Origin of the sequence: Flavobacterium sp. LMO8, from assembly GCF_009495755.1 — a bacterium.
GTDB lineage: Bacteria > Bacteroidota > Bacteroidia > Flavobacteriales > Flavobacteriaceae > Flavobacterium.
The window spans coordinates 282,515-296,354 of the sequence record NZ_WIBJ01000030.1 but is presented as its reverse complement, the minus strand read 5'-3'; the positions used below and the strand labels follow the sequence as shown (position 1 = coordinate 296,354).

Here is a 13,840-nt window from a genome sequence, read left to right as displayed (position 1 = left end):
AATTGGACGATTTTTTTTGAATTTTCGGAGTGCTTTAGTATCTTCACACCATATTAGTAACCTTAAGCATTTACTCAATGTCAGAAGCAACACATGATAACCTGCACAACGCAGATGGACAAGACCAAATGGAGCAATTAGATAATGCAACCATTATTAGTCAATCGGTATTAGAGGAAATAGACAATTCTAATGCAGAAGAAAGCGAAGATGATTCGATAAAAGAAAAGCACGAAATTCCGGTATTGGAGTACGATGCAATGTCGATGGAAGCCTTAACCGATGAGCTGGAGAAATTAGTCGATAACGAAAAAGTAATGGCGATTAAAGACCATGTAGAAGGCATTAGAAAAGCTTTTTCGGACAAATACCACCATTTTATAGACGAGAAAAAAGAGGAATTCTTAGCTCAAAACAACGAAGAAGGTTTAGATTTTGAGTATCACTTTCCTTTAAAAAATAAGTTTGACGGCATTTACAACACTTACAAAGCAAGCAAAGCCAAACATTTCAAACAATTACAAAACAATTTAGAGCAAAATTTTGCCGTTCGTGAAGGCTTAATCGAAGAGTTGAAAAACTTAATCGATTCGGGTGATTCGAATATTGGCGATATGTTCAAAAAAGTAAACGACATTCGCGAGCGTTGGAAAAATGCAGGTGCAATTCCTAGAGATAAATACAACATCTTGTGGAACAATTACCATTTTCATATTGAGCGTTTTTACGACATCATGCACTTAGATAAAGAAGCGCGTGATTTAGATTTGAAACACAATTTAGAGCAAAAGCAACATATTATTGCTAAAGCGAAGGAATTGCTAAAAGAAGAAGATGTAATGAAAGCATTCCGTGAATTGCAATTGTTACACCGCGTTTGGAAAGAAGAAATTGGTCCTGTTGATCGTGAACACAGAGAAGCGATTTGGGACGAATTCAGCGAAATTACCAAACAAATGCACGATAAGCGCGAATCATTATATGCAGTAGCAAGAGGAAAAGAAACGGATAATTTAGCGATTAAGAACGAAATTATATTGCTGATTGAGGCTTTGGGAACCGAGAAAATCGATTCGCACAGTGGATGGCAAGCGCAAATTAAGAAAATGGAAGCGTTGCGCGAAGCGTTCTTTAAAGCAGGCAAAGTTCCAACGGAAGTGACTGAGGAAACTTGGGCTAAATTTAAAAATGCGGTTCGAGCTTTTAATGCACACAAAAATGTTTTCTATAAAGACATCAAACACGAGCAACACGAGAATTTAACTAAGAAATTGGAATTAGTTGAAAAAGCAAAATCGTTAAAAGAAAGTACCGATTTCGCTGCCACTACTCCTGTTATGAAGAAAATTCAGGACGATTGGAAAAAAATTGGACATGTGCCTCGTAAATATTCGGATAGCATTTGGAAAGACTTTAAAGATGCGTGTAATGCGTATTTTGATAGAATGCACGAAGCTAAAAATGCCGAAACTGGTGAAGAAGTAGAAGCATTTGAAAAGAAAAAAGCATTCTTAGAAGAGTTGAAATCGTTTACATTAAGTGGCGAACACAAAGCCGATTTAGATGCGATAAAAGAGCACATTGCGACTTGGAAAACTTTTGGAAAAGTGCCTTTTAACAGAAGACACATTGAAGGGAAATTCAATAAGATTTTAGATGCCTTGTTTGAAAAACTAAGCATGTCTAAAAAAGACACCGAAATGATGCGTTTTAGCAACCGTTTAGAGCAAATGAGCGACAACGATGACAAACGTGCTTTAGAACAAGAGCAATTCTTTATTAGAAAGAAAATTGATGAAGTACAAAGCGAAATTTTCCAATTAGAGAACAACATTCAGTTTATTAGCAGTAGTTCGAAAGGTGAAAATCCTTTTATTAAGGAAGTTCAGAAAAACATTGAACGCCACAAAGACGACTTGAAATTGTGGAAAGAAAAGCTACAGCAAATTAAAAATATGTAAGATAGAATCCCAAGTGAAAGCTTGGGATTTTTTTTTGCTTGTTTTAAAATGTACAGAAAAGCTGTAATTGAGTTTGTGGGAATTTGGATATATTTGTGATAGAATCAAATATAAAAATGGAAAAATTCTACATTAAAGAAAAATCACATGAATTTGAACTAAGTTATGGTAGTTATCAAATATATTTTACTGGAGGATGGTACATTAAAAACCTTGAAGATTTAGACATTGAGCTCATTAATATCGAATCAGAAAAAAATGTAGTGCTTAAATCAAAAGATTTTTTTGGATTAAGAAGACAAGCTTACATCAGTAGCCAACAAGCTGTACTTGCTTTTAAATTTGAAAATCAAAAATATTCAAAGTTAAGATTGACAATCAAAAATCCAGAATCATTGATTTTAAAACGATATCATCCATTATTATTCACATATAATTTATTACATCCAAAAAATATATCTTTAGAAGAAATTTCAGTTGTAATCAAATAAAAAATATCGTCCCTACTGGACTTTTTAATCGTTGTGTTTATTTTTTACCCATATTGCGTTCCTACGGAGCTACCAAAATTCCGTTCCTACGGAACTAAAAAAGTAAATACAACTGTTTGAAATGCCGTTAGGCATGGAATATGGGTAACTTAAAGTAATATAGCTGGTAAAATCACGTAGGGATGACATAAAAAAGATTATTAATAGCATGACAAACTTAGGTTTAAACCTTGCGTGCTTTGCGAAAAAACTTAGCCCTTTGCGTTTAAAAAACACTTAACAGCATGAAAAAATATGCAAAAAAACTTAACGTTTAAATCACCCTTTTAAAACTCATATTCCCTTTCCACTATAGCAATTCTCACTTTATAATTTTTGTACCAAGTAGTTTTACCTTTTTCTTGTGCTTCTAGATGTTCCATATTAGCTTTCCAGTTTTTTATGGCTTCCAAGCTTTCCCAATACGAAACGGTAATTCCAATTTCGCTTCGGGCGCTTTCCATATCTATAAATCCACGTTGGGCTTTGGCTAATTCCACCATTTTAATTGCCATTTCGGCATAACTTGCTTCTACTTCGGTTCTAGTAGAGGTAAAAATTACTGCGTAGTACATGATTAAATTTTTAAATTATCGAATAGCTAATGTTTGCTATGCAAAGTGCAACGTCCAAAGCTTCGGACTAAAATTTTAGAAAACTTATTTCTACAATAACTATGTGTCTAAGAGAGATCCTTTAAGTTCGGTGAATTTTCGTATTCAAAAAATTAACAACGTATTAAAACTTTATTTTATTGCAACAAGTTTAATTAATTTTTGACACTTTGCCCTTTAATTTTCATAAAAACACCTCAAATAGTCTTAAACTTTTTGAGGCATATTTAGTTAAAAATAACCGTTTTTTTTACTAATAATCTAAAATCTCCAGTCAAATTCGTCTTTATCACTAAAAACGGCACCAACTTCAATCTTCACAATTTCGTTATAATCAACGTGAATGAATAACCAATTTTCTTCGTTAAAGTAACTCATCATTCCTTCTACTGTATCAGTTTCAAATGATTTTACTTTGTTCTTCTCTAAAACAGGAAAAACATCGCTCCAATTCTTACCAATAATAGTCGTATTGAATAACTTCACTATTGGATTAGATGTCGTCATATATCCTAATCTAAAAGCTTCTTCTTTGTAAAAAATCAAACGAAGTTTTCTAGCGTTGTACATAAAAACAACATTCTCTTCTTCGTCTTTATATTGTGTATCTGGCTTACCCAAAATTTTAGTAACATCTTGCTCTTTCATTCCGAAAAGCAAATTGTCAATTCCGTATTTCAATTTAATTTCCATTCTTGTTTATGCTAAAAAATCCCGATTTTCATCGGGATTCATATTAATTATACTTTAAAACGTTTTCTGTCGTTTTCTGTTAAATAAATTTTTCTTAAACGAATAGATTTTGGAGTAACCTCAACATATTCATCTTTTTGAATGTATTCTAACGCTTCTTCTAATGAGAAAATAATCGGTGGAATAATTCTTGCTTTTTCATCATTTCCAGATGAACGTACGTTTGACTGTTTTTTAGCCTTAGTTACGTTGATACACATATCATCACCACGAGAGTTTTCACCAATTACTTGACCTTCATAAATCTCAGCATTTGGTTCCACGAAGAATTTACCACGATCTTGTAATTTGTCAATAGAATAAGGAATAGCTTTTCCGTTTTCCATAGAAATTAACGAACCATTGTTACGCCCTGGAATTGCTCCTTTGAAAGGTTCATATCCAATGTAACGGTGCGACATAATTGCTTCACCTGCAGTAGCTGTTAATAACTGATTTCTTAAACCAATGATTCCACGAGATGGAATATTAAATTTAATAATCATACGATCTCCTTTAGCTTCCATAGATAACATTTCTCCTTTACGGATAGTTACGAATTCAACTGCTCTACCTGAAAGGTTTTCTGGTAAATCGATTGTTAATTCTTCAATTGGCTCACATTTTTGACCATCAATTTCTTTAATGATTACCTGTGGTTGACCAATTTGTAATTCATAACCTTCTCTTCTCATCGTTTCAATAAGAACCGATAAGTGAAGAACTCCACGACCAAAAACCATAAATTTATCAGCAGAATCAGTTTCACCTAACTTCATTGCTAAGTTTTTCTCTAATTCTTTAGTTAGACGATCTCTAATGTGACGCGATGTTACAAATTTACCTTCTTTACCAAAGAAAGGTGAATCGTTAATTGTGAACAACATACTCATTGTAGGCTCATCAATTGCAATAGTCTGTAAAGCTTCTGGATTTTCAAAATCAGCGATAGTATCACCAATTTCAAATCCTTCAATTCCGATAATTGCACAAATATCTCCAGCAACTACTTCGTCTACTTTTTTACGTCCAAGACCTTCAAAAGTATGTAATTCTTTGATTCTTGATTTGATTACTTTACCATCTCTTTTTACTAAAGATATTGGCATTCCTTCTTTTAAAACTCCTCTTTCTAAACGACCAATCGCTATACGACCTGTGAATGAAGAGAAATCTAAAGAGGTAATTAACATTTGAGGAGTTCCTTCAGATACTTTAGGAGCTGGAACGTGTTCCAAAACCATATCTAATAATGGCTCGATGTTTTCTGTTTGATTTCTAAAATCATCAGACATCCAGTTATTTTTAGCCGAACCATAAACTGTTGGGAAATCTAACTGCGCTTCAGTAGCACCTAATTCAAACATTAAGTCGAAAACTTTTTCATGAACTTCTTCTGGAGTACAGTTTTCTTTATCTACTTTATTAATAACCACGCATGGTTTTAATCCTAAGTCAATTGCTTTTTGTAATACGAAACGTGTTTGAGGCATTGGACCTTCAAATGCATCTACTAAAAGACAAACACCATCAGCCATATTAAGTACACGCTCAACTTCACCACCAAAATCGGCGTGACCAGGAGTATCGATAATGTTGATTTTTGTTCCTTTATAAGTTACAGAAACGTTTTTAGAAGTAATAGTAATACCTCTTTCACGCTCTAAATCGTTATTATCTAGGATTAAGTCTCCCGTGTTTTCGTTTTCACGAAACAATTGACAGTGGTACATAATTTTATCAACCAAAGTAGTTTTACCGTGGTCAACGTGTGCAATAATTGCGATGTTTCTAATAGAAGTCATTTATTTTATTTTTGAAAGTGCAAAGGTAATCTTTATTTTTGTAAAAACACTATAGTAATCAACACTTTAGTTGAAAATAATAATTGCTTAACATAAAAAAAAGCCCTCATAATGAGAGCTTTAGTGTTATTTGTAACTGTAGACTATAAAGAAGCTACATGTTTAGTTAACTTAGATTTTAAGTTAGATGCTTTATTATCATGAATGATATTTTTCTTAGCTAATTTATCAATCATAGAAATTACAGTTGATAATTTTGCAGAAGCTTCAGCTTTATCAGTAGCTAAACGAATAGCTTTGATTGCATTACGAGTAGTTTTGTGTTGGTATCTGTTCAACACTCTTTTTTTCTCGTTACTTCTAATTCTTTTTAAAGCAGATTTATGATTTGCCATTTTGTTCTTTTTTTAATTGTAATAATTGTTATAAACTACTAGTTAAAAAAGAAAAACCTCCCACACTCGCCCAGGCGAACACTTTGGTTTTAACTAATAAAATAATAACAGAGACACCAATTATTATTTTATAAAACTTATTTACAACTAATTCTGTAGCCCGTAGGGGAATCGAACCCCTCTTACCAGGATGAAAACCTGGCGTCCTAACCGATAGACGAACGGGCCATTAACCTATTCTTTTGTAACCTCAATACTTGTAGCCCGTAGGGGAATCGAACCCCTCTTACCAGGATGAAAACCTGGCGTCCTAACCGATAGACGAACGGGCCATTAACCTATTCTTTTGTAACCTCAATACTTGTAGCCCGTAGGGGAATCGAACCCCTCTTACCAGGATGAAAACCTGGCGTCCTAACCGATAGACGAACGGGCCATTAACCTATTCTTTTGTAACCTCAATACTTGTAGCCCGTAGGGGAATCGAACCCCTCTTACCAGGATGAAAACCTGGCGTCCTAACCGATAGACGAACGGGCCATTACATTAATTTTGTAATGCGAGTGCAAAAATACAACTAATTTTGATTTCTGCAAGACCTTGTATAAAAATTTTTATTTTTTTTTAGTATGCCTTAGCAAAAAGAACTCTTCCTTTAGACGGAGCACCTGTAAACATACAGCTTCCCGTTTCTTCTACCCTATCTAAAGCGATACATCTGATGGTAGCTTTTGTAAGTTCTTTTATCTTCTCTTCCGTTTCAGCAGTACCATCCCAATGTGCAGCCAAGAAACCACCTTTTGTTTCCAAAACCTCTTTAAACTCCTCAAATGAATTCACCTCTGTAATATGAGTATCTCTGTAATCCAATGCTTTAGCAAACATATCGTTTTGAATTGCTTCTAATAAATTTTGAATATAAGATGCTACTCCTTCTTTAGAAACCACTTCTTTTGATAAATTATCTCTTCGAGCAATTTCGTAAGTTCCGTTTTCTAAATCGTTTGGTCCAAGAGCAATTCGAACAGGAACTCCTTTTAATTCCCATTCTGCAAATTTGAATCCTGGTTTTTGAGTATCTCTATTATCATACTTAAAAGAAATTCCTAATTTTCGAAGTTCAGCAGTTAAGCTATTTACTTGTTCAGAAATTGCATCAAATTGTTCATCTGTCTTATATATAGGAACAATAACTACTTGAATTGGTGCTAAATTAGGAGGCAAAACCAAACCTTTATCATCAGAATGCGTCATTACCAATGCTCCCATTAAGCGTGTTGAAACTCCCCAAGAAGTTCCCCAAACGTGTTCTTGCTTTCCTTCTTTGTTAGCAAATTTAACATCAAAAGCTTTGGCAAAATTTTGACCTAAAAAGTGAGAAGTTCCTGCTTGCAATGCTTTTCCATCTTGCATTAATGCTTCAATACAATAGGTTTCATCTGCTCCAGCAAAACGTTCGGTTTCAGTTTTCAACCCTTTAATTACCGGAATTGCCATGAAATTTTGAGCAAAATCAGCATACACATTCATCATTTTTTCAGATTCTTCTATCGCTTCTTGACGAGTTGCGTGAGCAGTATGCCCCTCTTGCCATAAAAATTCGGCAGTTCTTAAAAATAAACGCGTTCTCATTTCCCAACGCACCACATTTGCCCATTGATTAATAAGCAAAGGTAAATCTCTATACGATTGTACCCAACCTTTATATGTTGACCAAATAATAGCTTCAGAAGTTGGACGAACTATCAATTCTTCTTCCAATTTAGCATTTGGATCTACCATTAATTTCCCAGGTCTTTCCTCATCATTTTTCAAACGATAATGCGTTACAATAGCACATTCCTTAGCAAAACCTTCCGCATTTTTTTCTTCTGCTTCAAACATGCTTTTTGGCACAAACAAGGGAAAATAAGCATTACTATGTCCAGTTTCTTTAAACATTCTATCTAATTCGGCTTGCATTTTTTCCCAAATTGCATAGCCGTATGGTTTAATTACCATACATCCTCTTACTCCTGAATTCTCTGCCAAATCAGCCTTTACGACTAATTCGTTATACCATTTGGAATAATCTTCTACTCTTGTTGTTAAGTTCTTGCTCATTATATATATTTTGGCACAAAAATTGTTTCTATAAATTTTAACTAATTTGTTCGGCAAAAATAGTTAAATTTGAGGTGTCCAACAATAAAAAAAAGAGCTATGAAAACTTTTTACCTAATTAATCCGAAAAATATTGCCTTTTCCATAATAGGATTAGCAGCCATTTTAACAACTTCTTGTGGTTCATATCAAAACTCATCTTATTACGATAATGATGGAGTTTATGGTTCAGACAGAACAACAACCAAAGTAGAAAACAAATATTCTGAACAAAATTTAGAAAAATCGAATGCATATGCACAAGAGTTTAAATCTATGCAAGAAGATTATTCATATTTTACAGATGTTGATAATTATCAATCTCAAGAATCTAAAGACACGACAGTTGTTGTATATAGAAACGAATATAGCGATCAAAGTTACGCAGGTTGGGGTAATAATGCTTCAAATGTAACAATCAATTATTACGATAACAATTGGGGTTGGAACAACTGGTATTCTCCTTATTGGGGTTATTCTAACATTGGCTGGGGAGCTGGCTGGGGTTGGAATTCTTGGTATGGAGCAAACTGGGGTTGGGGCTGGAACAACTGGTACTCTCCTTGGGGATGGAATGGTTATTATGGAAATAATTGGGGATGGAACGGATATTATGGTAACAACTGGGGATGGAATGGTTATAGAGGTAGAAATGTAGTGCATAATGCTGGACCAAGAGGCGGAAATGGATATTATAACTCGGGTTCTGGAAGAAATCCTTCTAACTATAATAGTGGAAGAAGAAGCAATTCAAGTTTCAATGCCAATCCTAGAAGTTCTAATCCTAGAAACACGTATCAAAATCCTAGATCTTCTCAAAATAGTGTAACACCTAGAACTAATACTCCTAGAACATATACTCCAAGAGAAAACAGCACAGTAAGTCCTCCAAGAAATAATAACAACAATTATTCTACACCTAGAAGTAACAATACATCTACACCAAGAAGCAACAATTACTCAACTCCAAGAAGTTCTCCCTCAAGTGGAGGTTTTGGTGGAAGTTCTTCTGGTGGCGGTGGTAGATCATCTGGTGGCGGTGGCGGAAGAGGTGGCCGTGGTTAATTGTTGTACTAAAATTTAGTTTTCTTAAAATATAAAATTGCAATGAAAAAAATATTTTTATTCCTACTTTTAGGAAGCTCAGTTGTTTCAATAGCACAAGAAACAACAATAAATGACGCCTTGAGGTACGCTACAAGTAATTTATACGGCACGGCTCGTTTTAGAGGAATGAGTGGTGCTTTTGGTGCTGTAGGTGGTGATTTGTCAGCTATTAATGTAAATCCTGCGGGTTCTGCTTTTTTTACAAATAATTTTGGTAGCATTAGTGGAACAAGTTTTAACATACTCAATAATTCTAATTATTTTGGAACAAAAACTAAAGAAAATTATAGCACTTTAGATTTAAATCAAATTGGTGCTGTATTAGTTTTTAACGATAAATCCGGAAAGTCTAATTGGTCAAAAATTGCGGTAGCAATAAATTACGAAAACACTAATAATTTTGATAATAATTTGTTTTCTGCAGGTGTAAATCCTTCAAATTCTATTTCTCAATACTTTGTTAATCAAGCGAATTATATTGCAAATACAGATTTTAATGATTATCAATATGAAATGGCTTATGAAACCTATATTATAAATGAAGATACTTCTACACCTAATTTATATGTATCAAATGTTCCTTCTGGTGGAAATTATTACCAAGATTATTATGCTACTTCAAGTGGATATAATGGTAAATTAACTGTAAATGCTGCAACAAGTTATAAAGATAAATTATTTTTAGGTTTAAACTTAAATGCTCATTTTACGGATTATGTTCTTACTACAAGTTTATATGAAAGTAATGACAACCCAGCAAATTCTGGAGCGCAACCAACGGTGAGAAATATTATTTTTGATAACCAACTAAATACTTATGGTTCAGGGCTTTCTTTAAACGTAGGCGCAATTTATAAAGCTACTGAATCATTGCGATTAGGCGTTGCTTATGAATCTCCTACTTGGTTACGATTAAACGATGAATTGATTCAAGATTTATATACCAATGGAAATGAAAATGTACCATCGGGTGATATAAATAGATATTATGGAAGCCCTATTTTTGTTTTCCCAACATATAAAATTCAAACTCCAAGTAAAGTCACATTAAGTGGTGCTTATATTTTTAACAAAAAAGGATTAATCAGTATTGATTATGCCATGAAAGATTACAGCAATACGAAATTTAAACCTACAAGCGAAAATTTATATAGAGACTTAAACATTCAAATGCACAACCAATTAGACAATACTTATGAATTAAGAATTGGTGGAGAATACAAAATTAAACAATGGAGTGTTCGTGGTGGATATCGTTTTGAAGAAAGCCCATATAAAGTAGATTATGCAATGGGCGATTTAACTGGATATTCTGCTGGTTTAGGATATAGTTTTGGAAAAAGCAAACTTGACATGGCTTATTCCTATGATCATAGAAATTATAATTTAGCTTTTGTTTCATCTGGTATGAATGATACTGCTAGAATAAGAACTACAAACAATAACGTAACTCTTACTTATTCTGTAAACTTCTAAGAAATTAAAAAACATATTAAACCACTTCCTCAATCGAAGTGGTTTTTTTATAACCAAACCATAACTCCTAGCCCCGATGGAAGCGACATCCCGCCTTAGCGGATATAGCGAACAGCGGGACCAAAACATTAAAAAATTCCCATACGCTGGTGCTTCTACTAATTATTTTATGTAATTTTGCACCTCAAATTTAAAAGCATGAGAACCAAATCGTTAAAGAAAAATAATATCAATGTAATTACACTTGGATGTTCTAAAAACACTTACGACAGTGAAGTTTTGATGGGACAACTAAAAGCCAATGGAAAAGATGTAGCACACGAACAAGAAGGCAACATTGTAGTAATTAACACATGTGGTTTTATTGATAATGCAAAGGAAGAATCGGTAAATACGATTTTGGAATATGTTGACAAGAAAGAACAAGGTTTAGTTGATAAAGTATTCGTTACCGGATGTTTATCTGAAAGATACAGACCCGATTTAGAAAAAGAAATTCCGGATGTTGACCAATATTTTGGAACCACAGAATTACCTTTATTATTGAAAGCTTTAGGTGCAGATTACAAACACGAATTACTTGGTGAACGTTTAACTACAACGCCAAAAAACTATGCCTATTTAAAAATTGCTGAAGGTTGCGATAGACCTTGTAGTTTTTGTGCGATTCCGTTAATGCGTGGAAAACACGTTTCGCAACCTATTGAAAAATTGGTTAAAGAAGCTGAAGGTTTAGCTAAAAACGGTGTAAAAGAATTAATCTTAATTGCTCAAGATTTAACTTACTACGGATTGGATTTATACAAAAAACGTAATCTTGCCGAATTATTAGAAAACCTTGCAAAAGTGGAAGGCATTGAGTGGATTCGTTTGCATTATGCTTTTCCTAGTGGTTTCCCAATGGACGTTTTGGATTTGATGAAACGCGAACCAAAAATCTGTAATTATATTGATATTCCGTTGCAACACATTTCAGATGATATTTTGAAATCGATGAAACGTGGAACAACAAAAGAAAAAACAACAAAATTATTACAAGAATTTAGAGAGCGTGTTCCTGGAATGGCAATAAGAACTACTTTAATTGTTGGATATCCTGGCGAAACTCAAAAAGATTTCGAAATTCTACGTGATTGGGTTCAAGAAATGAAGTTTGAGCGTTTAGGTTGTTTTACGTATTCGCATGAAGAAAACACGGGTGCTTTTGCTTTAGTTGACGATGTGCCTCAAGAAGTAAAACAAGCACGTGCAGCTGAAATCATGGACTTACAATCGCAAATTTCATGGGATTTGAATCAGGAAAAAATTGGACAAACTTTCAAATGTGTTATCGATAGAAAAGAAGGGCAATATTTCATCGGAAGAACCGAATTTGATAGTCCGGATGTAGATAATGAAGTATTAGTTGATGCTTCAAAATTCTATTTAAAAACAGGAGATTTTGTAAATTTAAAAATAACAGACGCAACAGAGTTTGATTTGTATGCTGAGCCAATTTAATTAATTACAGTGTCCAAAATTATATCTAAATCCTTGTCTTTTATTGCAAGGATTTTTTATTTGAAATGACATTTATCATATCCAATTTGTTATTTAGATGGTAACTTTGAGTATACAATCTTAACAACCCTTTTTAATATGATTACAAAACATCCATTAACCATTGAATTCCCTGAATTAGCAGATAAAATTCACCTTTTAAAAGTCGAAAATGCTTTTTTTAAAAAATTGTTTGAAACTTATGACGCGTTAGATCATGAAATTTACAATGCTGAATCTGATATACAACCAACATCAGATGAAGGTTTAAACCAAATGCGCTTGGAACGAGTAAAATTAAAAGATGAAATTTATCAATTTTTGCTGAATAATTAAATAAAATAGCCGCAATATTAATTGCGGCTATTTTATTTAATTATTCTAAAACTCTATTAATTTGAACGAATCGTTTTTTATAATAGGGTTCTTCAGTTGATGATATAATTACGCCTGCTTGAACTGAAGAATGAATAAATTTGATTTCATTTTCCAAAACTTCCGTCACCATTCCAACATGATTTATACTTCCTCTACCATTAGTTGTAAAGAAAATTAAATCCCCTTTTTGCGCTTGACTTCTATCTACTCTTACACCTGCACCAACCGCCATTGAACTTGATGAACGAGGTAAAGTCATGTCGATATTTTTAAAAGTAGAAAACATCAATCCTGAGCAATCAAATCCAGCACTCGTAGTTCCTCCTCCTCTGTAGCGAGTACCAATATGTTTTGATGCTTTTGCAATTAAGAATTCAGCTTTAGACATATTTTCTGGAGAAAGCTCTTCAATTTCTTTTGGAACTTCAACGACAACATTTTGATTTTTTTCTACTTCAACATTTCCTTTCTTAACAATAACTTCGTAACCAATAGGCAAGTTCGCTACTATTTCCGGATTCATTTCTTCTAAATCTCTAACACTTACTTTGTATTCTTTAGAAAGTCTATATAAATTTTCTCCTCTTTTTACTGAATGAACCTGATTTCCTAATTCATCTAAATATAAATCAGAATCAATATTTTGCTTGGTTTCTGTTTCAGCTACAACTGTCTCTTTCTTTTTTTCAACTGCTTTTTTTACTGCTGCTTTTGGTTTACCAGAAACCACAATTTTATCACCAATTTGAATGTTTTCTGGGTTAATTTCAGGGTTAAGTTCTTTTAATTTTTCTAAACTGATATCGTATTTTTTTGCAATTTTATAAAGTGATTCACCCGATTCCACAACATGAGTTTCTTTATTTACATTTTTAGAGGAAGCAACTTCTTTCTTATCTTTTGAATTCGATTTTTTATTAGGAATCAACAAAACTGTCTTCAATTGTAATAAAGCACCTTTTGATTTTGGATTTAATTCATAAATATCGGATTCACTTACTTTATACTTTTTAGCAATGGAATAAAAAGATTCGCCTTCTACAACCGTATGCTTAATTGTCTTTTGAGAAAAAACAACACTACTACAGAAGAAAAGAAAAAAAGTTAAAAATTGAATTAATCTCATTTAGAATTAATTTAGATGGGTTATAGCTGCTTTTT

General features: G+C 33.2%; 12 protein-coding genes and 4 tRNA genes. 6 read left to right on the top strand and 10 right to left on the bottom strand.

What is annotated here, in order from left to right:
• The first annotated feature begins 77 nt into the window (after positions 1-77).
• Positions 78-1,961: a DUF349 domain-containing protein gene (locus GFJ94_RS07640; RefSeq protein ID WP_153200949.1), complete on the top strand. Its 1,884-nt coding sequence runs from the start codon at positions 78-80 to the stop codon at positions 1,959-1,961.
• Between the two features lie 116 nt (positions 1,962-2,077).
• Positions 2,078-2,452 carry a hypothetical protein gene (locus tag GFJ94_RS07635; protein WP_153200948.1) on the top strand — a complete coding sequence of 125 codons (375 nt, stop codon included), beginning with the start codon at positions 2,078-2,080 and terminating at the stop codon, positions 2,450-2,452.
• Between the two features lie 326 nt (positions 2,453-2,778).
• On the opposite strand, the gene GFJ94_RS07630 is transcribed toward GFJ94_RS07635, so the two are convergent.
• From GFJ94_RS07630 to proS, 9 genes are all read right to left on the bottom strand, one after another.
• Positions 2,779-3,066 (bottom strand): antibiotic biosynthesis monooxygenase, encoded by a 288-nt coding sequence (locus GFJ94_RS07630; RefSeq protein ID WP_153200947.1) that lies wholly within the window; start codon positions 3,064-3,066, stop codon positions 2,779-2,781.
• A gap of 300 nt (positions 3,067-3,366) precedes the next feature.
• Positions 3,367-3,798, bottom strand: coding sequence for a hypothetical protein (locus tag GFJ94_RS07625; RefSeq protein ID WP_153200946.1), 432 nt, complete (start codon positions 3,796-3,798; stop codon positions 3,367-3,369).
• Positions 3,799-3,845: 47 nt separating this feature from the next.
• A complete protein-coding gene (gene typA / locus GFJ94_RS07620; RefSeq protein ID WP_133609897.1) occupies positions 3,846-5,642 on the bottom strand; it encodes a translational GTPase TypA in 1,797 nt (598 codons plus the stop codon).
• 143 nt (positions 5,643-5,785) lie between these two features.
• Positions 5,786-6,037 carry a 30S ribosomal protein S20 gene (gene rpsT / locus GFJ94_RS07615; RefSeq protein WP_073583040.1) on the bottom strand — a complete coding sequence of 84 codons (252 nt, stop codon included), beginning with the start codon at positions 6,035-6,037 and terminating at the stop codon, positions 5,786-5,788.
• Between the two features lie 156 nt (positions 6,038-6,193).
• Positions 6,194-6,265 (bottom strand) — tRNA-Glu (locus GFJ94_RS07610).
• Positions 6,266-6,297: 32 nt separating this feature from the next.
• Positions 6,298-6,369 (bottom strand) — tRNA-Glu (locus tag GFJ94_RS07605).
• A 32-nt stretch (positions 6,370-6,401) separates the two neighbouring features.
• Positions 6,402-6,473, bottom strand: a tRNA-Glu gene (locus GFJ94_RS07600).
• A gap of 32 nt (positions 6,474-6,505) precedes the next feature.
• Positions 6,506-6,577, bottom strand: a tRNA-Glu gene (locus tag GFJ94_RS07595).
• A gap of 84 nt (positions 6,578-6,661) precedes the next feature.
• Positions 6,662-8,140, bottom strand: coding sequence for a proline--tRNA ligase (proS, locus tag GFJ94_RS07590; protein WP_153200945.1), 1,479 nt, complete (start codon positions 8,138-8,140; stop codon positions 6,662-6,664).
• A 99-nt stretch (positions 8,141-8,239) separates the two neighbouring features.
• Here proS and GFJ94_RS07585 point away from each other — a divergent pair, with 99 nt between their 5' ends.
• The 4 genes from GFJ94_RS07585 to GFJ94_RS07570 all read left to right on the top strand — a co-directional run bounded on the left by GFJ94_RS07585 (position 8,240) and on the right by GFJ94_RS07570 (position 12,637).
• Positions 8,240-9,244, top strand: a complete 1,005-nt coding sequence (locus GFJ94_RS07585) for a hypothetical protein (RefSeq protein WP_153200943.1) — start codon at positions 8,240-8,242, stop codon at positions 9,242-9,244.
• Positions 9,245-9,286: 42 nt separating this feature from the next.
• Entirely contained in the window at positions 9,287-10,762 is a 1,476-nt protein-coding gene (locus tag GFJ94_RS07580) for an OmpP1/FadL family transporter (protein ID WP_153200942.1), read from the top strand.
• Positions 10,763-10,960: 198 nt separating this feature from the next.
• Positions 10,961-12,262, top strand: coding sequence for a 30S ribosomal protein S12 methylthiotransferase RimO (gene rimO / locus GFJ94_RS07575; RefSeq protein ID WP_153200941.1), 1,302 nt, complete (start codon positions 10,961-10,963; stop codon positions 12,260-12,262).
• Between the two features lie 138 nt (positions 12,263-12,400).
• Positions 12,401-12,637, top strand: coding sequence for a YdcH family protein (locus GFJ94_RS07570; RefSeq protein WP_153200940.1), 237 nt, complete (start codon positions 12,401-12,403; stop codon positions 12,635-12,637).
• Between the two features lie 40 nt (positions 12,638-12,677).
• On the opposite strand, the gene GFJ94_RS07565 is transcribed toward GFJ94_RS07570, so the two are convergent.
• Complete coding sequence (locus tag GFJ94_RS07565; RefSeq protein WP_153200939.1) at positions 12,678-13,805, bottom strand: peptidoglycan endopeptidase; 1,128 nt, start codon at positions 13,803-13,805, stop codon at positions 12,678-12,680.
• Positions 13,806-13,840: the final 35 nt, after the last annotated feature.

What these genes read in the sequence shown, in the direction of transcription:
- GFJ94_RS07640 (WP_153200949.1), top strand. Translation starts at nt 78, where the DNA reads ATGTCAGAAGCAACACATGATAACCTGCACAACGCAGATGGACAAGAC.
- GFJ94_RS07635 (WP_153200948.1), top strand. Translation starts at nt 2,078, where the DNA reads ATGGAAAAATTCTACATTAAAGAAAAATCACATGAATTTGAACTAAGT.
- GFJ94_RS07630 (WP_153200947.1), bottom strand. Translation starts at nt 3,066, where the DNA reads ATGTACTACGCAGTAATTTTTACCTCTACTAGAACCGAAGTAGAAGCA.
- GFJ94_RS07625 (WP_153200946.1), bottom strand. Translation starts at nt 3,798, where the DNA reads ATGGAAATTAAATTGAAATACGGAATTGACAATTTGCTTTTCGGAATG.
- typA (WP_133609897.1), bottom strand. Translation starts at nt 5,642, where the DNA reads ATGACTTCTATTAGAAACATCGCAATTATTGCACACGTTGACCACGGT.
- rpsT (WP_073583040.1), bottom strand. Translation starts at nt 6,037, where the DNA reads ATGGCAAATCATAAATCTGCTTTAAAAAGAATTAGAAGTAACGAGAAA.
- proS (WP_153200945.1), bottom strand. Translation starts at nt 8,140, where the DNA reads ATGAGCAAGAACTTAACAACAAGAGTAGAAGATTATTCCAAATGGTAT.
- GFJ94_RS07585 (WP_153200943.1), top strand. Translation starts at nt 8,240, where the DNA reads ATGAAAACTTTTTACCTAATTAATCCGAAAAATATTGCCTTTTCCATA.
- GFJ94_RS07580 (WP_153200942.1), top strand. Translation starts at nt 9,287, where the DNA reads ATGAAAAAAATATTTTTATTCCTACTTTTAGGAAGCTCAGTTGTTTCA.
- rimO (WP_153200941.1), top strand. Translation starts at nt 10,961, where the DNA reads ATGAGAACCAAATCGTTAAAGAAAAATAATATCAATGTAATTACACTT.
- GFJ94_RS07570 (WP_153200940.1), top strand. Translation starts at nt 12,401, where the DNA reads ATGATTACAAAACATCCATTAACCATTGAATTCCCTGAATTAGCAGAT.
- GFJ94_RS07565 (WP_153200939.1), bottom strand. Translation starts at nt 13,805, where the DNA reads ATGAGATTAATTCAATTTTTAACTTTTTTTCTTTTCTTCTGTAGTAGT.